Below are 19,476 nucleotides of genomic sequence, written 5' to 3' on the forward strand. Positions count from 1 at the left end.
GAAATAGAATTTCACCAAACAGGGAGACTGCCCCGCATGCTTATTCGCAACCATCATGCCGACTTCGGATCGCCGCTGCTTCCGGAAGATGCCGAAATGCTTTCAATTGCCGCTGCCGCCGAGGTCGAGCGTCAGCTTTCGCGCCGCGATAACCACCGGCCGACACCGCTTCATTCCCTGCCGGCGCTCGCGGGCGAGCTCGACGTCGGCGCGATCCTGGTCAAGGACGAGGGCCATCGGCTCGGGCTTGGCAGCTTCAAGGCGCTCGGCGGATCGTACGCGGTAATCCGTCTGGTGCTTGACGAGGCTCGAAAGCAGACCGGCCGGGACGTCGACATCGACGACCTGGCGCGTGACGATGTTCGCGCGGTTGCCCGAGAGATGACGTTCGGTTGCGCCACGGACGGCAACCACGGTCGGTCGGTTGCGATGGGTGCGCAGCTTGTGGGCGCGAAATCGGTGATCTTTGTGCATGCCGGCGTCAGTCAGAAACGCATCGACGCTATCGCCGACTATGGAGCTGAGATCGTCCGCGTCGAGGGAACCTATGACGACTCGGTCGAGTTTGCCGCAAGGGCCTGTGACGAGCGCGGATGGACGGTTGTCTCGGACACGTCCTGGCCGGGCTACGAGTATATTCCCGGACTGGTGATGCAGGGCTACATGGCGCTCCTGTGCGAGGCCTTGAGGGAGATCGGGACACCGCCGACCCATGTCTTCGTCCAGGCAGGCGTCGGTGGCATTGCGGCGGCAACGGCCGGCCATCTGGCCCTGCGCTACGGCAAGGCGCGACCCCGCTTCGTCGTCGTCGAGCCTGCGCGCGCCGCCTGCCTCCTGGAAACGGCAAAGGCCGGGCATCCGGTGAAGGTGGCGCATGGCGAGCCGACCGTCATGGCCATGCTCGAATGCTACGAGCCGTCGCTTGTCGCCTGGCGTATTCTTTCGCGCGTTGCCTGCGCCTTCATGACCGTCGAGGAGGAGGATGCCGTTTCGATCATGAACCGTCTGGCGCGCCCGAAAGGCAGCGATCCGGCAATCGTTGCCGGCGAAAGCGGCGGTGTCGGTCTGGCCGGCCTTGTCACGGTCGCCGGAGACCGGAACATGCGTGCTGCCCTCGGCCTCGATGCCAGTTCGCGGATCCTGGTGATCAATACAGAAGGCGCCACGGATCCGGAGCGGTATGAAGACCTGGTCGGTCTCGCACCCGCTGAGGTCGCAGGGGCCTTGAGCGTGGAAAGGGTGTGATGCGAATGACAAGCACGAACGACAGGCTTGTGGCGGATATGACGGCATGGCGCCGCGATCTGCACGCTCATCCGGAATTCGGCTTTGAAGAAAAACGAACGGCCGCCTTTGTTGCCGCCAAGCTGCGCGCGTTCGGCCTCGACGAGGTCGCCGAAGGGATCGGCGGCACCGGCGTTGTCGGCACGCTGCGACGTGGAACGGGAAACCGCGCCATCGCCCTGCGCGCCGACATGGACGCGTTGCGCATAACGGAGCAGGGGACTGCTGCCTATTGCTCAACCCGGCCGGGCACGATGCACGCCTGCGGTCATGACGGCCACACGGCAATGCTGCTCGGCGCGGCGAAGCTGCTCGCCGAGGAGGGCGGTTTCGACGGCACAGTACACTTCGTCTTCCAGCCGGCTGAGGAATGGGGCAAGGGGGCGCTTGCCATGCTCGCCGACGGCTTGATGGAGCGCTTTCCCTTCGACGAGATCTATGGCCTGCACAACATGCCGGGTCTTGCCGTCGGCAAGTTCGAAACGCGTCCGGGCGCCATCATGTCGGCCGAGGACAATTTCGAAATCACACTCAAGGGTGTCGGGGGCCATGCGGCCCGGCCTCACTTCGGCAACGAGACCCTGGTTGCGGCCTGCGCGACGGTGGTCAATCTGCAGACCATCGTCTCGCGAAGGCTCTCTCCGGCCGATATCGCCGTCGTTTCGGTGACGGAAGTGATCACGGACGGCACCCGCAACGCGCTTCCGGGCCTTGCCCGCATCCTCGGCGACGCCCGCAGCTTTCGGCCCGAGGTCAGTGCCAAGATCGAGCAGCAGATGCGCACGATCGCCAGGGGTACCGCGGATGCCTACGGCTGCGAGGTCGAGGTGAACTATACGCGTGAATTCGTGCCGCTCCTCAACGATCCCGCGCTCGTCGACCATGCGTTCGCGGCCGCCGATGTGGTTTTCGGGGCGGAGAATGTCGGCGTGGCTGCCGAACCGATGACCGGCTCGGAGGATTTTGCGCGGTTTCTTGCCCATGTTCCGGGCTGCTTCGTCTTTATCGGCAATGGCAAGGAGTCCGCGCCGTTGCACAATCCCACGTATGACTTCAATGACGATGCCCTGATCTTCGGCGCCCGGTTCCACGCCGAAATCACCCGGCAGCGACTGGCCTTTCCGGATGTCGGCCAATGACTGTCGTCGTCCCCAAAATCAGCACCTTCAAAGGCGACATCGACATGCCTCACCCTTCCATCAATGCCGAGCGTCTGCTGGCACATATCCAGGACCTTGGCACAATCGGGCGCGACGATCGGGGCCAGTTGACCCGGCTTGCGGCGTCCGACAGCGAGAAGCAGGGGCGGGATCGTCTTGTCGGTTGGCTGGAGGTCGCAGGTCTCGAGGTCGTCATCGATCGGATCGGCAACGTCTTCGGCATCTGGCAAAGTGAGGACAACGCCGGGCAATCGCCGTTGATGCTGGGCTCGCATATCGACACCGTTATCAATGCCGGCGTCTATGACGGCTGCTACGGCGTACTGGCTGGGCTCGAAGTGATCGAGACTTTGAAGGAGCAGGGTTTTGAACCCGCGCGGCCGATCGCCGTCGCCGCTTTTACCAACGAAGAGGGCGTGCGCTACGCGCCCGATATGCTGGGCTCGCTCGTCCATGTCGGCGGCCTCGACATCGAGGAAGCGCTTGCGACGGTGGGAACCGATGGCACGTTGCTCGGATCGGAATTGGCGCGCATCGGCTATGCCGGCGCTGTCGAGCCTGGCTTCCTGAAGCCTCATGCCTATGTCGAACTGCATATCGAGCAGGGACCGGTGCTGGAGCGCGAGGCAATCGCCATCGGCGCCGTCGAAAACCTGCAGGGGATTTCGTGGCAGCGCGTGACTATAGAGGGTGTTGCCAATCATGCCGGCACCACGCCGATGGCGATGCGGTGCGATGCGGGCCTTGCCGCCGCCCGTGTCGGGCTGTTCCTGCGCGATCATATCGCGCGATCGAACGCGCCGAGTGTCGCGACGATCGGCACCATGCGCTTCGAGCCGGACGCGATCAACGTCATCCCCTCGCGCGCAGTTTTTACCGTGGACCTGCGTGACCCGGACGAGGAGCGTCTGCAGGCGCTTGAAGCGGCACTTGCAGCGGAATTGCGGGTGATCATTGCGGAGGAGGGCGTGACGGCAACGGTTGAACGGTTGGCGCGCTTCGAGCCGGTGGCCTTCGATCGCGCCATAGTGCAGATGATCGAGGCGTCGGCGGGCGCCCGCGGATTGAAGAGCCGGCGGATGACCTCCGGTGCCGGCCACGATGCCCAGATGATCGCCCGCATCGCGCCGGCGGCGATGATCTTCGTTCCAAGTCGCGACGGCATCAGCCACAATCCGCGCGAGCACACGGATCCGGCCGACCTCATCGCCGGCGCCAATGTTCTGCTCGACGTGGTCAAGCGGATCGCCAGCGGTCGATAGATCGGAGGACAGCGTTCGTGAATGGCATGTTGGATTGGTGGTCGGGTGGAGGTAGTCGCGCCACCCACGCCCGTCATGCTCGGGCTTGACCCGAGCATCCAGCTGCCACCTCTGCGGCTGGATGTCGAGAAATTGAGCGCAGGGGGTGTGGATGCTCGGGTCAAGCCCGAGCATGACCGAGTAGAGGGGAGCGGCAGCATTCAAAGTTTGCAAGCTCACGGGTGCTGGTGCGCCTTGCGTTCAGAAAGACGCACCACAATCGACCTTCGCCGACCCTTCCGCCGTCGTCGCTATCCTTCGGCCACAACTGCCTCCACCGGTATATAGAGGTCGCCGCCCTCACGATACTTCGCCGCCATCGCCTGAAACCCTTCTTTCTGCGCCTCGGCGCGGATGTCGTGCGAGATCCGCATCGAGCAGAATTTCGGGCCGCACATCGAGCAGAAATGCGCGACCTTGTGCGCCTCCTTCGGCAAGGTCTCATCGTGGAAGGCGCGTGCCGTCTCCGGATCGAGCGACAGGTTGAACTGATCTTCCCAGCGGAATTCGAAACGAGCGCGCGACAGGGCGTCGTCGCGGGTGCGCGCGGCCGGGTGCCCCTTGGCGAGGTCGGCGGCGTGGGCGGCGATCTTGTAGGTGATCACCCCGGTCTTTACGTCGTTTCGGTCGGGAAGCCCCAGATGCTCCTTCGGCGTCACGTAGCAGAGCATGGCGGTGCCAAACCAGCCGATCATAGCCGCCCCGATGCCGGACGTGATGTGGTCGTAGCCGGGCGCGATATCGGTCGTGAGCGGCCCAAGCGTATAGAATGGCGCCTCGCCGCAGACCGCGAGCTGCTTGTCCATGTTCTCCTTGATTTTGTGCATCGGCACGTGGCCGGGGCCTTCGATCATCACCTGGCAATCCCTGGCCCAGGCGATCTTCGTCAGTTCGCCCAGCGTTTCCAGCTCGGAAAATTGCGCCGCGTCGTTGGCGTCCGCAATCGAGCCCGGGCGCAGGCCATCTCCGAGCGAGAACGACACGTCATAGGCGCGGCAGATGTCGCAGATCTCGGCAAAGTGCTCGTAGAGAAAGCTCTCCTTGTGGTGATGCAGGCACCACTTGGCCATGATCGAGCCGCCGCGCGAGACGATGCCGGTGACGCGATCGACCGTCAACGGGATATAGTGAAGCCGGACACCGGCATGGATGGTGAAGTAGTCGACGCCTTGTTCCGCCTGTTCGATCAGCGTGTCGCGATAGACCTCCCAGGTCAGATCCTCGGCGATGCCGTTGACCTTTTCGAGTGCCTGATAGAGCGGCACGGTGCCGATCGGCACGGGCGAATTGCGGATGATCCATTCGCGGATGTTGTGGATGTTGCGCCCGGTCGACAGATCCATGACAGTGTCGGCGCCCCAACGCGTCGCCCAGACCATTTTCTCGACTTCCTCGGCCATCGAGGAGGTGACGGCGGAGTTGCCGATATTGGCGTTGATCTTCACCAGGAAATTCCGGCCAATGATCATCGGCTCGGATTCCGGGTGGTTGATGTTGGCCGGCAGTACGGCGCGGCCGCTGGCGATCTCCTGGCGGACGAATTCCGGTGTGACGTGGTCAGGGATATGGGCGCCGAAGCTTTCGCCGTCGCGCGCCGTGGCACGCGCAGCGTCGCGACCGATGTTTTCGCGGATGGCGACAAACTCCATTTCCGGCGTGATGATGCCGGCGCGCGCATAGGCAAGCTGCGTCACGGCGCGCCTTCCGGTTGCCCGCAGCGGTGCATGACGGAAGGGGAAGGTCGGTGTCAGCCGGTCGCCGCTGGCAAAACCGTTATCCTCGGGCCGGACGCAACGACCGTCATAGGCCTCGACATCGCCGCGCGCGATGATCCAGTTGCGCCGCGGTCTCGGCAGCCCGTCCTCGATGCGGATGTTTACGTCTTCGACGGTGTATGGCCCGGAGGCATCATAGACCGTGACCGGCGGCTCGCCCGATGTCGGGTGCAGGGCGATTTCGCGCATCGGCACGCGGATTTCAGGGTGGATCGCGCCGGATTTATAGACCTTCTTCGAAGCGGAAAGCGGGCCTTTGGTGACGGAGAGGCCTGCGGGTTTGGTGGCAATATTCATGATGAGGCTCCAAGTTTGCGGTTGGAGACCCAGTTCTGAAGCCGGAAGGAAAAGACAGGTTCGCCCGAAATTCCGTGCGAAGGACGGAATCGTGGCGTCGATGTCTGCACCGTCCCTACGCCAGTATGAACTGGATCAGGTTCAACGGGTCACTGCGCCTCGGTCGGCCAAGCCGATCCGACCAGCAGAATCTCAGCCCCTTGACGGGACCCCCCTGGTGAATGCCTTAAGAAAGCCATCGATCCGGATGCGCCGTCAAGCGCTAATCCGGCGGTTGTGTCCTTCGCCTGTTGATCGCGCGCTAGCGACCGGGCTTTTCGGATGCCGGGCGCTCGGCATAATCCGCACGATTGATGCCGTGCCGCTGCAGCTTGTCGTAGAAGGTCTTGCGCGGAATGCCGAGCACCTCGATCGTCGCCTTGACGTCGCCGCGCTGCGCCCGCAGCGCCTCCTTCAAAATCTCCGCTTCGTAGCGCTCAAGCCGCTCGGGAAGGGCGGCAGCGGATGCTGTCGGGCTGGCGGTCGCTTGTCCGAGGGGACCCTCGACGCCAAGGGCGACGCGTTCGGCGAAATGCGAGAGCTCGCGCACATTGCCAGGCCAGGAATGCGACATTAGATGGTGGCGCACCGCTGGCGAGATATCAGGAACGTCGCGCTTGAACCGCTCCGCCGCCCGCGTCAGGAAATGCGAGAACAGCAGCGGGATGTCGTCGTGGCGCTCGCGCAGCGGCGGGATCGACAGGGTTACGACGTTCAGCCGGAAATAGAGATCCTCGCGAAAGTCGCCGCGCTGGGCCGGATCGCCGAGATCGATCTTGGCGGCGGCGATGACGCGGATATCGACAGGGCGCACCACGTTGGTGCCAAGCGGGGTGATTTCGCGGGCTTCCAGCACGCGCAGCATCTTGACCTGCGTTGCCGGCGGCATCGCCTCGATCTCGTCGAGGAAAAGCGTGCCGCCGCTCGCATGCTCGATGCGGCCGATGCGCTTCTTCAGCGCACCGGTAAAGGCGCCCTGTTCGTGGCCGAAAAGTTCGCTTTCGATCACCGTTTCCGGCAGTGCGCCGCAATTCAGCGCCACGAAATTCCCATCCCGGCGCCGGCTCCAGTTGTGCAGCAGCGTCGCCACCACTTCCTTGCCGCTGCCGGTCTCGCCGGCGACGAGCACATCGACATCGGTGTCGGCGATATGTCGCAAGGTCTGGCGCAGCCGTTCCATGACCGGCGTCTGGCCGATCAGCGGCAGGCTTTCGCCCGCCGTTTCGGCCGCGCGCTTCAGCGCGCGGTTCTCCATCACCAGTCGGCGTTTTTCGAGCGCGCGGCGCGCGCTTTGCACAAGACGGTCGGCAGCAAAGGGTTTCGGAATGAAGTCATAGACGCCGTCCTTAAGGGCCTGCACGGCCATCGGAATATCGCCGTGGCCGGTGACCAGGATGACGGGAAGGTCGGGGTCGAAGCCGGCGACCCGGCGAAACAATGTGAGGCCATCGATCCCCGGCATGCGAATATCGCTGATGACGATACCGCCGAAGTCGGGGCCGAGCACGGCGAGCGCATCCGCCGCACCGGGAAAGTCTGTCACGCTCAGGCCGGCAAGCTCGAGCGTCTGCTTCATCGCCTTGCGCAGGTCGCTGTCGTCGTCAACGAGGCATACGGATTGCTGCATCGCTCAGGCCCTCTTCAGTCGCACGATGAAGACGGTGCCCTCAGGCCCGGTCTTGACGTCGATGTCGCCGCCGTAGTCGACGACGATCTCCTTGGAAATGGCAAGGCCGAGTCCGAGACCCTGATCCTTGGAGGTGTTGAACGGCGTGAACAAGTCTTCAAGGATATCGGGCCTTATGCCCGGACCATTGTCGGCGACAACAAGCAAAACAGTATCGTTGGGACCAGTTTCGCAACGGACATGGATCTCGGCATCCGGCCGATCGCCGAGGGCTTCCAGAGCATTCTGCAAGAGGTTGATCAGCACCTGCTCCAGGCGGATACGGTTGCCGAGCACACTGAGCCCGTTGTCGGGCAGGTCGATGACGATCGCGTCCATGCGACCGGCAAAGCGGCTGCGCAGCAGCATCCGCGCGCCTTCGATCACCTCGCGCACCGCCGTCGGCTCGGCAACGAAACGGCCCTTGCGCGCAAAGCTGCGCAACTCGTCGGTGATGGTGCCGACACGCTCGGTCAGCGCCGCAATGCTTTTGAGGTTTTCGACCGCGGTTTCCTTCTGTCCGCGGTCGAGGAAGGTGCGGGCATTGTCGGCATAGGCGCGGATGGTCGCGACCGGCTGGTTGATCTCGTGGGCAACGCCGGCCGCCACCTGCCCGAGGATTGCCAATCGGTTGGCCTGGACCAGTTCTTGTTGCACCGCCTGCAGCTTTTCGCCGGTGCGCCGGTGGTCGGCGATTTCGGTTTCGAGGTGATCGCGGGCGAGGCTGAGATCCTGCGTGCGCTCGGTGACGCGACGCTCCAGTTCATCGCGGGCGGCGCGCTCGTTGGCCGCGACAAGCGTCAACGACTGACGCCGGCGAAGGAGAAATGCGGCAAGCGCCAGCAGCGGCACGAGGGCAGCCAGCGCCAGCAGCCGTGCTTCGCGACTCGCTGCGCTCAAAGCGGCATCCAGCGGCGCCAGTTGCTCCAGCCGCCAGCTGGTCGAGGGCACCATCGTCTCGACCCTCAGGAATTGCTTCTCGCTGCTACCGGGCAGGAGCGCTGTCAGCATGCTTGATCCGTCGCTTGTCGGCTCGATCCGGCGGAACGGCAGGGGCAAAAGGGATGCATCGCCGAACTGCAGGCTCTCGCGGATGGCGGCAAGACGATCCCCGGGGATGTTGCGAGTCGTCATGAACCGCCAGGACGGGAAGCTGGTAATCAGCACGATGCCGCGCCTGTCGGTGACATAGACTGGCTTGCCGGAGGCGAGCCAGTCGGCCTCGACTCCATCGAATTCGAGTTTCGCGACCACAACGCCGATCGGGCCGGCGGGTCCGTCGACCCGTCTGGAGATGTAAAGACCGGGCCTTTTGCTGACATTGCCCATGGCGAAATGCTCGGCCTTGCCGTCGCGCATCGCCATGCGGAAATATTCCCGGAACGCGTAGTCATTGCCGACGAAGCTGGTCGGTTCGCGCCAGTTGCTCGCCGCAATCGCCACGCCGTCGAGGCCGATCGCGTAGATCACCGCCGCGTCCGTGTTGGCGGCGAGCGCCTCCAGCTTTTGGTTGAGCCGCTGCAGCGGCTGGTCGCCGCCTTTTTCCAGGGCGGACTTCACTTCGACATCATCCGCCAGAACCAGGGGCAGTGCACGCTGGCGCTCCAGCACGGCGCGCAGCAGCGACGCCTTGAGATTGGCGTCGATGCGGCTCTGGATATCGACGGTCTCGAGCGCCTTCTTTCGCCCATATTCGCCGGCGACAAAAAGCCCGGCTGCCAACAGCAGTGCTGCCACCGCGGCGAAAATCAGCCAGGCGCGGCGCATATGCCGGTCGAGATCCGCAGGCTTCAGTGGGACGAAGTTTGGCATGGACATGGTGGAATTGTGCATTATTCCGCCCAGATTTCCAGATCATCTGTGCGGATATCCGCTCAAATATTCGTGTGTCCTCTCAGTCTATTCCTAAAGTTTCCTGGTATTTCAACGGCTTGCTTCCTCACTCTGCAATCTGGCACGCCCATTGCAAATGACATCCTCATGACAGCTCGAGCTGTCGCGCTTCGGAAATTGGCCCGGGAGGCCCGGCATGACGCCGGACTGGGTCTAGTGGAGGATATCATGATTATCGACCAATCCGCGGAACCGCGCGGCAAGACACCCTTCTATCGTCATCTCTATGTGCAGGTCCTGGCGGCGATCGCAGCGGGCATCCTGCTCGGCCATTTCTACCCCGAGATCGGCACGCAGCTGAAGCCGCTTGGCGACGCCTTCATCCGGCTGGTGAAGATGATCATCGCCCCCGTCATCTTCCTGACGGTCGCCACCGGCATTGCCGGCATGACCGATCTCGCCAAGGTCGGGCGGGTCGCCGGCAAGGCGATGATCTACTTCCTGACGTTCTCGACGCTCGCGCTGATCATCGGCCTGATCGTTGCCAATGTCGTACAGCCGGGCGCCGGCATGCACATCGATCCAGCCTCGCTCGACGTCAAGGCGGTCACCTCCTATGCCGAAAAGGCGCATGAGCAGTCGATCACCGGCTTCCTGATGAACATCATCCCGACGACGCTTGTCGGCGCGTTTGCCGAGGGCGACATCCTGCAGGTGCTGTTCATCTCGGTGCTGTTCGGCCTAGCGCTTGCCATGGTCGGCAAGAAGGCCGAGCCCGTCGTCGACTTCCTGCATGCGCTGACGCTGCCGATCTTCAAGCTGGTCGCGATCCTGATGAAGGCGGCACCGATCGGCGCCTTCGGCGCCATGGCCTTTACCATTGGAAAGTATGGCGTCGGCTCGATCGCCAATCTCGCCATGCTGATCGGCACCTTCTACGTCACCTCGTTGCTCTTCGTCTTCGTCGTGCTCGGAGCGGTCGCCCGCTACAACGGCTTCTCGATCGTCGCGCTCATCCGCTACATCAAAGAAGAGTTGCTTCTGGTTCTCGGCACTTCTTCGTCGGAAGCAGCCCTTCCGGGCCTGATGAACAAGATGGAGAAGGCCGGCTGCAAGCGTTCCGTCGTCGGGCTGGTGATCCCGACCGGCTATTCCTTCAACCTCGACGGCACCAATATCTACATGACGCTGGCCGCGCTCTTCATCGCCCAGGCGACCGACATTCCGCTGTCGCTCGGCGATCAGGTGCTCTTGCTGCTGGTGGCGATGCTGAGCTCCAAGGGGGCGGCCGGCATCACCGGCGCCGGCTTTATCACGCTTGCGGCCACCCTTTCGGTGGTTCCGGCGGTGCCGGTCGCCGGCATGGCGCTGATCCTCGGCATCGACCGTTTCATGTCGGAATGCCGGGCACTCACCAACTTCGTCGGCAATGCGGTTGCGACCATCGTCGTGGCGAAATGGGAAGGCGAACTGGACGAGACCCAGCTTGCCGCAACCCTTGGCGGCCGGGCGCTGCCGGAAGGTTCCGTTCAGGGCCTGCAGCCCGCCGAATAAAGCTGCCTCCCAGGGCAAGACCGCATTTCGGTGCGGCAAGGCGTGCTCCACCTTCGGGTGGGGTACGCCTTTTTCGTTTGTGGGATTGCCGCGCAGGGTTGCCGACCTGCTCTGGAGCCTCGATCCGGCAACGCAGGGCGCCTTCACCGGTCTCTACTGCGCCACCGACCAGCTCACCGTCGGCAAGACGACGCCGCTTGCGGAATAACCCACCGGCGTCGAGCGCCACAAGGGCGACAAATGCCTCCATGTCGTTTCGGGCACGCTCAACATCCATGTGCCCGACGCGGAAGGTCAGGCCTGGTTCGAACTCAACCCGCGCGACGGCTTCTACATTCCGGCCGGAACCGACCATCAGTACGACAACATGTCGGGCGAGCAGGTTGAGCCCGTCTTCGGCGTGGCGCCGGATTACTGAGCGCCGCGCCAATGCGGTATCGGCGGGGTCGGCCTATCCCTTGCGGTGGGCCGGCGCCGCGTCCGGTGTCCCGGCATTCATCCGGGCGATGAAGTCGCGCAGCATCGGTACGCGTCGCGGCCGGAAGCTCTCGTCCGTCGTCCTGACTTCGGCGATGCGATCGATGCGAAACTTGCGGAAATCCTGGCGCAGGCAACACCAGCCGAGCAGCACAAGAACCTGTTCGAGATAGACGATGCCAAGCGGCAGCACGCGCCGTTCGCTGTGTTGTCCCCCGGCGTCGACATAGTCGATGACGATGGCTTGCTCCTGCCAGCAGGCTTCGCGTAACAGGCCGACGTCGATATCCGGCACGGCCCTCTGTTCGAAACGATGAACCTGCGAGACCGCATGGATGGTCTGCTGCTGCAACCGGTCGGGCAGAGTGGCAGTTATCTTCGAAAGCACAGCTGCAGCAGCGCGTGCGAGCTCTGGCTCGCCCATGTGGCGGACTTCGCCGAGCCCCAGCACAAGCGCTTCGATTTCAAGGCGCGTGAAGGTCTGGGGCGGAAGGGCGATATCTTCCGTCAGGCGATAACCGAAGCCGCGCTCGCCGTCGATCACGGCACCGGCCGCGCGCAGGCTGTCGATGTCGCGATAGAGCGAGCGCAGCGATACGCCGGTCTCTTCCGCCAGCCGCGCCGCGGTGACCGGCTGCGGCAGGCTGCGAAGCGCCTGGAGAAGACGAAAGAGACGATCGCTGCGTGCCATGACCCTACTGACGGAAATTGACAGTTGGGTTGATCTATAAAGAGGGCAGACAGAAACCGCAATCGAGGTCCTTTCCATGTTGACGCTCTATCACGCTCCGCGTTCCCGCTCCTCGCGCATCATCTCGCTGCTTCGCGAGCTGGATGCGCTCGACAAGGTCAACATTGTCATCGTTGACATCACCCGCGGCGACGGCAGCGGAGCGAAGGATCCGAAGAACCCGCATCCGGATGGCAAGGTGCCGCTGCTCGTGCATGACGGCGTCGTCATCTGGGAAAGCATCGCCATCATCCAGTACCTGACCGATCTGTTTCCGGAAAAGAAACTCGCGCCGCTTGCCGGCGACCCCAAGCGCGGCCGCTATCTGAGCTGGCTTGCCTGGTATGCCGGCGTGCTCGAGCCGGTGTTGATCGCCGAAGCGGCCGGCCTTTCGCATCCCTATCTGCAGGCCACGTTCCGTGGTTCCAAGGAGATGGCGGATCATTTGGAGACGGCGCTCACTGCGAGCCCCTATCTGATGGGCGACGGATTCTCCGCTGCCGACTTGCTGCTCTATTCGCCTTTTGCATGGTACCCGGAAGCAACGCCCGACGTGCCGGCCGTCAAGGCCTGGATCGAGCGCTGCGCCGCGCGCCCATCGGTGCAGTGGGCGGCGGACTTCGATGCGTCGCAGCAGGTTGCCGCGTAGGCAGCGAGACGAACGAGCGACTATCCGCCAAGGTGCCGCGTGTCGATTGTGACGCACGGCGCTCTGGTATTCGAGCCGGCTGATCAGGCGCGCCGTTCCCCTTCAACGCCCTTCCGAAATCAGGCGCGGCGTGAGCGTCATCGTGCCGGAAAGGCTTTGGCCGCTCGGAACAACGGAAAAACCGCCGAGGCCAGGAAGATGATGGCCGTTCGGCAGATGTGTCATCGGCTCGAAGCAGAAGAAGTCGGCGTCCTCAGGCGTGTAGAGCATGAAGTGGCGAAAGGGCGGCCCCGCTTCGATTTCCAGGCAGAGATCATGCTCCGGCCACTCGATCACAGCCTTGCCGTCCCAGTCCTCATAGGCATTGTTCAGCCATCGCGGCGGGATCCGATTGCCTCCCTTGAAATCCAGCTCGCCCGGGATCGGACCGGGCTGATCGGGTAGGTGGCCGGCTCGTTCGGTCCAGAAGCGTTCGGCTATCGCCGTCAGCCGTGTGCCGGCGGTTTTCGGAAAGAAGGGATGGTGCCCGATGCCCATCGGCAGCGCGAAGGCCGACCTATTGGTCACGGAAAGCGTGATAGTTATGCGGTCGCCGATAATGCTGAAATGCTGAAGTGCATCATAGGCATAGGGGCTCGGCGCTACAGCGCCATGTTGATAGCGCAGGCATGCTGAGGTTTCGCTGTGCGAGACCGCCTCCCACGTCGCCAGCCAGCCGTCGCCATGCAGATAATAGGCATCGGCGGCATTCCGGGTGAGTGCATGGCGCTGTCCGGCGAGAGTGAAAGCGTTGCCCTCCAGCCTGTTGCCGAAGGGAACTAGCGGAAAGCTTGCCTCAGTGCCATGGCGCTGAGACGCGAGACCATTGGTTCGTGCAGGACGAAAGATCGGGATCCCGCGATAGGTGCCGGAGAGGATTGAGCCGCCGAAGCGGCTCAACTCGATCGAAAGCGCACCGTTGTTGAGCCGCAGTATGTCCCCGGACATAGGGCAGCTAAGCCCGCCGTCCTGCCGCCGACGAGCGCAGGTTGTCGAGCAGCACGGCGAGCAGCAGGATCAGGCCGCGCACGACATATTGGTAGAAGGCCTGGATGTTGAGCAGGTTCATGACGTTCTCGGCGATGCCCATGATCAGCACGCCGACGATCACGCCGGTCATCGCGGCACGGCCGCCGGCAAGCGACACGCCCCCAAGGACGCAGGCCGAGATGACGGAAAGCTCAAGGCCCGTCGCCGCGTTCGGCTGGCCCGAGGTGATGCGCGAGGCGAGCAGCACGCCGGCAACGGCGCAGACGAGGCCCTGCAAGGCGAAAATCCAGATGCGCATGCGCGCGACATCGACACCCGCAAGCCGCGATGCCTCCGGGTTGCCGCCGATCGCCAGCGTGTTCTTGCCGAAGACGGTGCGGTTCAACAGGAAGCCGAAGGCGACGAAGAACAGCGCCATGACCCAGATCGGTGTCGGGATGCCGAGGAAGCGCGAGAGTGCCAGCTGGTAGAAGCTCGGATCGTTGATGCCGACGGCGCGGCCGTCGGAGGCGATCAGCGCCAGGCCGCGCACGATCTGCATGGTGGCAAGCGTCGTGATGAGCGCGTTGATGCGGAAGCGGGCGATGACGACACCGTTGACCGTGCCGACGAGACCGCCGCAGATGAGCGCGGCAACAAGGCCGAGCAGGATCGAGCCGGTCGCGTTCGACGCCATCACCGCGACCATGCCGGAAAAGGCGACCGTCGAGCCGACGGAAAGGTCGAAGTCGCGCGAGGCGAGGCAGAACATCATGGTGCAGGCGACGATGCCGATGGTGACGACCGACTGCAGCAGGCCGAGCATGTTGCGCTCGGTCAGGAAGTTGGGAACCGTCAGCGAAACGACGAGAAAGGCCAGCGCGAAGATGACGACGAGTCCCTGTTCGCCGAGAAGAAGTTTTTTCAAGGAGGTCATCGTCACCGTGCCTGTGCGTGAGAAGGAGTGTTGGCGTTTTGAACGTCCGGTAGGGCTGCTGCGAGAATGCGCCGCTCGTCGAAATCCGCCCGTGGAATGTCGGCGGCGACCCGGCCTTCGCACATGACCATGATGCGATCGGCGATGCCCATGACTTCGGGCAGCTCGCTGGAGATCACCACGATCGCCATGCCCTCGGCGGCCAGTTCGTAGAGGATTTCGTAGATTTCCGACTTGGCGCCGACATCGATGCCGCGCGTCGGCTCGTCGATGACGAGCACCTTGACGCCCTCTTCCGACAGCCAACGGCCGAGGATCACTTTCTGCTGGTTGCCGCCCGAGAGATTGATGATGTCCTGGCGGCGCGACGGCGTGCGCACGCGCAGCTTGGCGATGAACTTGTCGGCAAGCGCGCCCTCCTTCTTCGGGTTGATGATGCCGAAGGGCGAGAAGTGGCGGCGCGAGGAGATCGTCATGTTCTCCTCGATCGAGCGTCCCTGGACGATGCCGTCGAACTTGCGGTCTTCCGGGCAGAGCACGATGCCGGAGCGGATGGAGTGTGGCGGACTGTCCGCCTGGATCAAGGTGCCGTCGACAGAGACCGTTCCGCTGCTGCGGGCATCAGCGCCATAGACCAGGCGAGCCATTTCGCTGCGGCCGGCACCGATCAGCCCGAAGAAGCCGAGGATCTCGCCGCGCCGAACGGAAAAGTTTATCGGCTGACGAAGCTTAGGTCCCGAAATGCCTTCGACGTGCAGCCGCTCTTGCCCGAGGCTGCGCTCGCGCCAGCCCCAGATATTGGCGATCTCGCGGCCGACCATTTCGGAAATGATCTGGTCGCGCGTCACCTTCGAAATATCAGGGTGGTGTGCAGCAAGCTTCCCATCGCGCAGCACAGTCAGGCTGTCGCACAGACGAAAAATCTCGTCGAGGCGATGGGAGACGTAGAGAATGACGGTGCCGTTGGCGCGCAGCCTGTCGATGAGGGCAAAGAGGATCTCGCTTTCCCTGGAGGAGAGCGACGACGTCGGCTCGTCGAGCGCGATCACCCGGGCGTCGAGCATGACCGCCTTGGCGATTTCCACCATCTGCCGCTCGCCGATCGAAAGCGAGGCGACCTTGACGGCGGGATCGACGTCGATGCCGATCTCGGCAAGCTTCTTCGAGACGACTCCGGTCAGTTGCTGGCGATCGATGACGCCGGCCTTTCCGGGAAAACGTCCGAGCCAGAGGTTTTCGGCGACCGTCAGCTCCGGCACGAGCTGCAGTTCCTGGTGAATGACGATGACGCCGGCATGGAAGGCGTCGCGCACCGAGCGGTAATGCTGCTGCGCGCCGTCGATCAGGATTTCACCGGTGTCAGCAGACTGGTCGCCGGAGAGAACGCGGATCAGCGTCGACTTGCCGGCGCCGTTTTCGCCCATCAATCCGTGCACGGCGCCTTTTTTCACCGAGAACGAGACGTTCGACAGCGCCTGAACGCCGGGATAGCCCTTGGAGATGGTTCGGAATTCGAGGAAGTCTTGCATCTGCGACGCTCCGGAAATGGGGCGCCCGGCGGAGACAAGCCGCCGGGCTCAAGTCATCGAAGACGAGGATTACTCGATGCCGAGATCCTTGCGAACGGCCTCGTAGGTGTCGCGCAGCGCGATCTGGCCGGCGGTCAGCGTCAGCTTTTCCGGCTCCTTGCCGTTGGCGACCCACTCATACATGTTGAGCGCGGTCTCGTAGCCGTGGCGCTTCGGCGAGATGATCACGGTGCCGAAGAAGCCGGTGGCGGCTGGCTTCTTGAACTCGTTGATCGCCGAGTCCGCACCACCGATGCCGACGCCGATCATGCTGTCGGGAGCGATGCCGACAGTCTCGGTGGCGCGCACCGCGCCGAGCACCGCTTCGTCATTGAGGCCGACGGCGACCCACTTCTTGATGCCGGCGTTCTTGTTGAGCACGACGGTAGAGGCGTTAAGCGCGGCTTCCGTGTCGGTCTTTGCCTGCGGCGCGTCGAAGATGTTGGCTTCCGGGAAGCCGTTGGCTTTCAGCACCGAGAGCGCGCCTTCGACGCGGTCGACGGCGGTCGGCAACTGGTCGTAGGAAACGCGGATGGCGCCGACGTCCTTCATGTCCCAGCCGCGCTTCTTGATCTCGTCGACGATCGACTGACCGACGGCTTCACCGATCTTGGTGGCCGAGATGCCCATATGCGGCACGCTCTCGATCGGGCTGCCGTCGGCGTTGACGAGGCGATCGTCGACCGTCATCAGCTTGAGGTCGTTGGCTTCAGCCTTTGCGATGATGCCGGGGCCGAGCTTGACGTCAGGCGTGCAGATGATGAAGCCCTGCGCGCCCTGGGCGCCGAGGTTGTCGATCGCCGACTGAACCTTCTCGCCATCTTCGGCGCCGATCTTGACCAGCGTGAAGCCCTTTTCCTTGGCGGCGACGTCGGCAAACTTCCACTCGTCCTGGAACCACGGCTCCTCGGGCTGCTTGACGATGAAGCCGATCTTGACGTCGGCGGCGAAGGCCGAGGTTGCGGCGAATACGGCGACGGTGCCAGCCAAGATGGCGGCTTTGAAGAAGCGCATGATTTCTCTCCCTGGTGAACTGCCTCCTGCAGTTGCCTTTTGTGTATGATGAATCATCATATCCGTCAATTGCCTTTGTATGATGATTGAGATAGTGATGTATAACTATTGCTGAAGTGCTCCCGGATCCCTGTCGCGAGGAAAGGTGATCTGGGATAAAAGCGTCGGCGGAACTGAAAGGGATGGGTGGAGATGCAGATGGAAGGACAGGAGCCGCAGGCCGTGGCCGCGGAGCAAGTACAGCGCCGGCCGCGCGTCCAGAAGAACGTGACGCGGACGATCGCTTCCGATATCTGCGCCGATATCTTTCCTGTCGGCTCCTATCTGCCGCGGGAAAATGATCTTTGTGAGCGCTACGGCGTCAGCCGAACCGTCATTCGCGAATCGCTGAAGATCCTGGAATCGAAGGGCATGGTGCGTGGCCGCTCGCGGGTCGGCACGGTCGTTTGCGGCAAGGACGAGTGGAACATCCTCGATGCCCAGGTGCTCGAATGGATCGGCGAGCGCATCTTCGAATTCGACCTGTTGAACTGCATTCTGGAAGCGCGCCGGGCGATCGAGCCGGTTGCGGCCGAATTCGCCGCGGAGCGCGCGACCGTTCAGGAAATCGCCGATCTCGAGCGCGCCTGGCAGGCGATGCGTGACGGCGAGCGCGATGTCGCCGGCTTCACCGATGCCGACGTTGCCTTCCACACGTGCCTGCTCAAGGCCAGCCACAACCAGGTTTTTCTGCAGCTGGTCGGCATCATCCAGGCGGCGCTGAAGTTTTCGCTGCACGCTTCCAACGAAGCCGCCGAACGGCGCGACGAAGCGATCGACATCCACCGCGAACTGGTCGAGGCGCTGCGCATGCGCGACAAGGCGGCGGCGCGCGATTGCTCGACGCGCATGCTCGATCTTGCCGCGCGCGACCTGGCGACGGCGGTCAAGCAGCACAGCCCCGCGAAACCCGTTCTCTGAAAATTTCCGCCGTCATGCACGCGCACGGCTGGTCACGACACGCTATCCTCACCGAACCGGACATCATTCCATGAAGATCACCAAGCTCACGACCTATATCGTCCCGCCGCGCTGGCTGTTTCTCAAAGTGGAGACCGACGAGGGCATCGTCGGCTGGGGCGAACCCGTCGTCGAGGGCCGGGCACTGACCGTCGAGGCGGCCGTGCACGAGCTTGCCGACTATCTCGTCGGCAAGGACCCGTTCCTGATCGAGGATCATTGGAACGTGATGTATCGCGGCGGTTTCTACCGCGGCGGCGCCATCCATATGAGCGCGCTTGCCGGCATCGACCAGGCGCTCTGGGACATCAAGGGCAAGGCGCTGGGTCAACCCGTGCATTCGTTGCTCGGCGGCCAATGCCGCGACAAGATCAAGGTCTATTCCTGGATCGGTGGCGACCGCCCGAGCGACGTTGCGCGCAACGCCAAGGACGTGGTGGCGCGCGGCTTCAAGGCGATCAAGCTCAACGGCTGCGAGGAACTGCAGATCGTCGACACCAACGAGAAGATCGACAAGGCGGTGGAAACGATCGGTATCATTCGTGATGCGATCGGACCGAATATCGGCATCGGCGTCGATTTCCACGGCCGGGTGCACCGGCCGATGGCTAAGGTGCTGGCCAAGGAACTCGAGCAGTTCAAGCTGATGTTCATCGAGGAGCCGGTGCTTTCGGAAAACCGCGAGGCGCTGAAGGAGATCGCCAACCATTGCTCGACGCCGATCGCGCTCGGCGAACGGCTCTATTCGCGCTGGGACTTCAAGTCGGTGCTGGCGGACGGTTATGTCGACATCATCCAGCCCGACCTTTCCCATGCCGGCGGGATCACGGAATGCCGCAAGATCGCGTCGATGGCCGAAGCCTATGACGTGGCGCTGGCGCCCCATTGCCCGCTCGGGCCAATCGCACTTGCCGCCTGCCTGCAGATCGACGCCATCAGCTACAACGCCTTCATCCAGGAGCAGAGCCTCGGCATTCACTACAACGAGGCTAACGACATTCTCGACTACGTCTCCAACAAGGATGTCTTCCACTATGAGGACGGCTTCGTCTCGATCCCGCAGGGCCCTGGCCTCGGCGTCGAGGTCGACGAGGCCTATGTCATCGAGCGCGCCAAGGAAGGCCACCGCTGGCGCAACCCGATCTGGCGTCATGAGGATGGCAGCGTCGCCGAGTGGTAACGGCC

The 19,476-nt window shown here is 63.3% G+C and carries 16 protein-coding genes, 1 pseudogene and 1 riboswitch; of the genes and pseudogenes, 9 read left to right on the forward strand and 8 right to left on the reverse strand.

What is annotated here, in order from left to right:
* Positions 1-36: 36 nt before the first annotated feature.
* The 3 genes from AC07UR_RS07535 to AC07UR_RS07545 are packed head-to-tail and all read left to right on the forward strand — an operon-like array spanning position 37 to position 3,706.
* Complete coding sequence (locus AC07UR_RS07535) at positions 37-1,245, forward strand: diaminopropionate ammonia-lyase (protein ID WP_173421744.1); 1,209 nt, start codon at positions 37-39, stop codon at positions 1,243-1,245.
* A gap of 5 nt (positions 1,246-1,250) precedes the next feature.
* Positions 1,251-2,423 carry a M20 aminoacylase family protein gene (locus tag AC07UR_RS07540; protein ID WP_173421745.1) on the forward strand — a complete coding sequence of 391 codons (1,173 nt, stop codon included), beginning with the start codon at positions 1,251-1,253 and terminating at the stop codon, positions 2,421-2,423.
* A 44-nt stretch (positions 2,424-2,467) separates the two neighbouring features.
* On the forward strand, positions 2,468-3,706 hold the full coding sequence (locus AC07UR_RS07545) for a Zn-dependent hydrolase (RefSeq protein ID WP_173422260.1): 1,239 nt from the start codon (positions 2,468-2,470) through the stop codon (positions 3,704-3,706).
* 290 nt (positions 3,707-3,996) lie between these two features.
* Here AC07UR_RS07545 and thiC read toward each other — a convergent pair whose 3' ends face one another.
* The 3 genes from thiC to AC07UR_RS07560 all read right to left on the reverse strand — a co-directional run bounded on the left by thiC (position 3,997) and on the right by AC07UR_RS07560 (position 9,355).
* Entirely contained in the window at positions 3,997-5,817 is a 1,821-nt protein-coding gene (gene thiC / locus AC07UR_RS07550; protein ID WP_209789511.1) for a phosphomethylpyrimidine synthase ThiC, read from the reverse strand.
* Between the two features lie 94 nt (positions 5,818-5,911).
* Positions 5,912-6,043: riboswitch (TPP riboswitch) on the reverse strand.
* 75 nt (positions 6,044-6,118) lie between these two features.
* Positions 6,119-7,483: a sigma-54-dependent transcriptional regulator gene (locus AC07UR_RS07555; protein WP_209789512.1), complete on the reverse strand. Its 1,365-nt coding sequence runs from the start codon at positions 7,481-7,483 to the stop codon at positions 6,119-6,121.
* Positions 7,484-7,486: 3 nt separating this feature from the next.
* Positions 7,487-9,355 (reverse strand): sensor histidine kinase, encoded by a 1,869-nt coding sequence (locus AC07UR_RS07560; protein ID WP_173421748.1) that lies wholly within the window; start codon positions 9,353-9,355, stop codon positions 7,487-7,489.
* Positions 9,356-9,583: 228 nt separating this feature from the next.
* Here AC07UR_RS07560 and AC07UR_RS07565 point away from each other — a divergent pair, with 228 nt between their 5' ends.
* The 3 genes and pseudogenes from AC07UR_RS07565 to AC07UR_RS07575 form a co-directional block, all read left to right on the forward strand.
* Positions 9,584-10,909: a dicarboxylate/amino acid:cation symporter gene (locus AC07UR_RS07565; RefSeq protein WP_173421749.1), complete on the forward strand. Its 1,326-nt coding sequence runs from the start codon at positions 9,584-9,586 to the stop codon at positions 10,907-10,909.
* Positions 10,910-10,994: 85 nt separating this feature from the next.
* The gene (locus AC07UR_RS07570) at positions 10,995-11,117 is read left to right on the forward strand and encodes a hypothetical protein (protein WP_268833709.1); all 123 of its coding nucleotides are present in this window, start codon (positions 10,995-10,997) and stop codon (positions 11,115-11,117) included.
* Between the two features lie 21 nt (positions 11,118-11,138).
* A pseudogene (locus AC07UR_RS07575) lies at positions 11,139-11,327 on the forward strand (cupin domain-containing protein); the annotation flags it as partial.
* Positions 11,328-11,360: 33 nt separating this feature from the next.
* Here the strand turns inward: AC07UR_RS07575 and AC07UR_RS07580 are convergent.
* The gene (locus AC07UR_RS07580; RefSeq protein ID WP_173421750.1) at positions 11,361-12,077 is read right to left on the reverse strand and encodes a helix-turn-helix transcriptional regulator; all 717 of its coding nucleotides are present in this window, start codon (positions 12,075-12,077) and stop codon (positions 11,361-11,363) included.
* A 76-nt stretch (positions 12,078-12,153) separates the two neighbouring features.
* Between AC07UR_RS07580 and AC07UR_RS07585 the strand changes: the two genes are divergently transcribed.
* A complete protein-coding gene (locus AC07UR_RS07585) occupies positions 12,154-12,765 on the forward strand; it encodes a glutathione S-transferase family protein (protein ID WP_209789513.1) in 612 nt (203 codons plus the stop codon).
* A gap of 102 nt (positions 12,766-12,867) precedes the next feature.
* Here the strand turns inward: AC07UR_RS07585 and AC07UR_RS07590 are convergent, their stop codons facing one another.
* The 4 genes from AC07UR_RS07590 to AC07UR_RS07605 all read right to left on the reverse strand — a co-directional run bounded on the left by AC07UR_RS07590 (position 12,868) and on the right by AC07UR_RS07605 (position 17,292).
* Entirely contained in the window at positions 12,868-13,752 is an 885-nt protein-coding gene (locus AC07UR_RS07590; protein ID WP_173421752.1) for an aldose 1-epimerase, read from the reverse strand.
* A gap of 7 nt (positions 13,753-13,759) precedes the next feature.
* The gene (gene araH, locus AC07UR_RS07595) at positions 13,760-14,710 is read right to left on the reverse strand and encodes an L-arabinose ABC transporter permease AraH (protein ID WP_077501411.1); all 951 of its coding nucleotides are present in this window, start codon (positions 14,708-14,710) and stop codon (positions 13,760-13,762) included.
* Positions 14,711-14,712: 2 nt separating this feature from the next.
* Positions 14,713-16,239, reverse strand: a complete 1,527-nt coding sequence (gene araG, locus AC07UR_RS07600; protein ID WP_209789514.1) for an L-arabinose ABC transporter ATP-binding protein AraG — start codon at positions 16,237-16,239, stop codon at positions 14,713-14,715.
* A 69-nt stretch (positions 16,240-16,308) separates the two neighbouring features.
* A complete protein-coding gene (locus AC07UR_RS07605) occupies positions 16,309-17,292 on the reverse strand; it encodes an arabinose ABC transporter substrate-binding protein (RefSeq protein WP_209789515.1) in 984 nt (327 codons plus the stop codon).
* A 198-nt stretch (positions 17,293-17,490) separates the two neighbouring features.
* Between AC07UR_RS07605 and AC07UR_RS07610 the strand changes: the two genes are divergently transcribed.
* Positions 17,491-18,252, forward strand: a complete 762-nt coding sequence (locus AC07UR_RS07610) for a FadR/GntR family transcriptional regulator (protein WP_173421756.1) — start codon at positions 17,491-17,493, stop codon at positions 18,250-18,252.
* A gap of 70 nt (positions 18,253-18,322) precedes the next feature.
* Positions 18,323-19,471: a galactonate dehydratase gene (gene dgoD, locus AC07UR_RS07615; RefSeq protein WP_209789516.1), complete on the forward strand. Its 1,149-nt coding sequence runs from the start codon at positions 18,323-18,325 to the stop codon at positions 19,469-19,471.
* The last annotated feature ends 5 nt before the right edge of the window (positions 19,472-19,476 follow it).

This window comes from Ensifer sp. GW821-FHT05G01 (genome assembly GCF_059419585.1).

Bases quoted from the DNA above. Each gene is read 5' to 3' on its own strand.
- AC07UR_RS07580 (WP_173421750.1), bottom strand. From the start codon at position 12,077: ATGGCACGCAGCGATCGTCTCTTTCGTCTTCTCCAGGCGCTTCGCAGC.
- AC07UR_RS07585 (WP_209789513.1), top strand. From the start codon at position 12,154: ATGTTGACGCTCTATCACGCTCCGCGTTCCCGCTCCTCGCGCATCATC.
- AC07UR_RS07540 (WP_173421745.1), top strand. From the start codon at position 1,251: ATGACAAGCACGAACGACAGGCTTGTGGCGGATATGACGGCATGGCGC.
- araG (WP_209789514.1), bottom strand. From the start codon at position 16,239: ATGCAAGACTTCCTCGAATTCCGAACCATCTCCAAGGGCTATCCCGGC.
- AC07UR_RS07565 (WP_173421749.1), top strand. From the start codon at position 9,584: ATGATTATCGACCAATCCGCGGAACCGCGCGGCAAGACACCCTTCTAT.
- AC07UR_RS07590 (WP_173421752.1), bottom strand. From the start codon at position 13,752: ATGTCCGGGGACATACTGCGGCTCAACAACGGTGCGCTTTCGATCGAG.
- dgoD (WP_209789516.1), top strand. From the start codon at position 18,323: ATGAAGATCACCAAGCTCACGACCTATATCGTCCCGCCGCGCTGGCTG.
- AC07UR_RS07605 (WP_209789515.1), bottom strand. From the start codon at position 17,292: ATGCGCTTCTTCAAAGCCGCCATCTTGGCTGGCACCGTCGCCGTATTC.
- AC07UR_RS07535 (WP_173421744.1), top strand. From the start codon at position 37: ATGCTTATTCGCAACCATCATGCCGACTTCGGATCGCCGCTGCTTCCG.
- AC07UR_RS07555 (WP_209789512.1), bottom strand. From the start codon at position 7,483: ATGCAGCAATCCGTATGCCTCGTTGACGACGACAGCGACCTGCGCAAG.
- AC07UR_RS07560 (WP_173421748.1), bottom strand. From the start codon at position 9,355: ATGCACAATTCCACCATGTCCATGCCAAACTTCGTCCCACTGAAGCCT.
- araH (WP_077501411.1), bottom strand. From the start codon at position 14,710: ATGACCTCCTTGAAAAAACTTCTTCTCGGCGAACAGGGACTCGTCGTC.
- AC07UR_RS07545 (WP_173422260.1), top strand. From the start codon at position 2,468: ATGCCTCACCCTTCCATCAATGCCGAGCGTCTGCTGGCACATATCCAG.
- AC07UR_RS07610 (WP_173421756.1), top strand. From the start codon at position 17,491: ATGGAAGGACAGGAGCCGCAGGCCGTGGCCGCGGAGCAAGTACAGCGC.
- thiC (WP_209789511.1), bottom strand. From the start codon at position 5,817: ATGAATATTGCCACCAAACCCGCAGGCCTCTCCGTCACCAAAGGCCCG.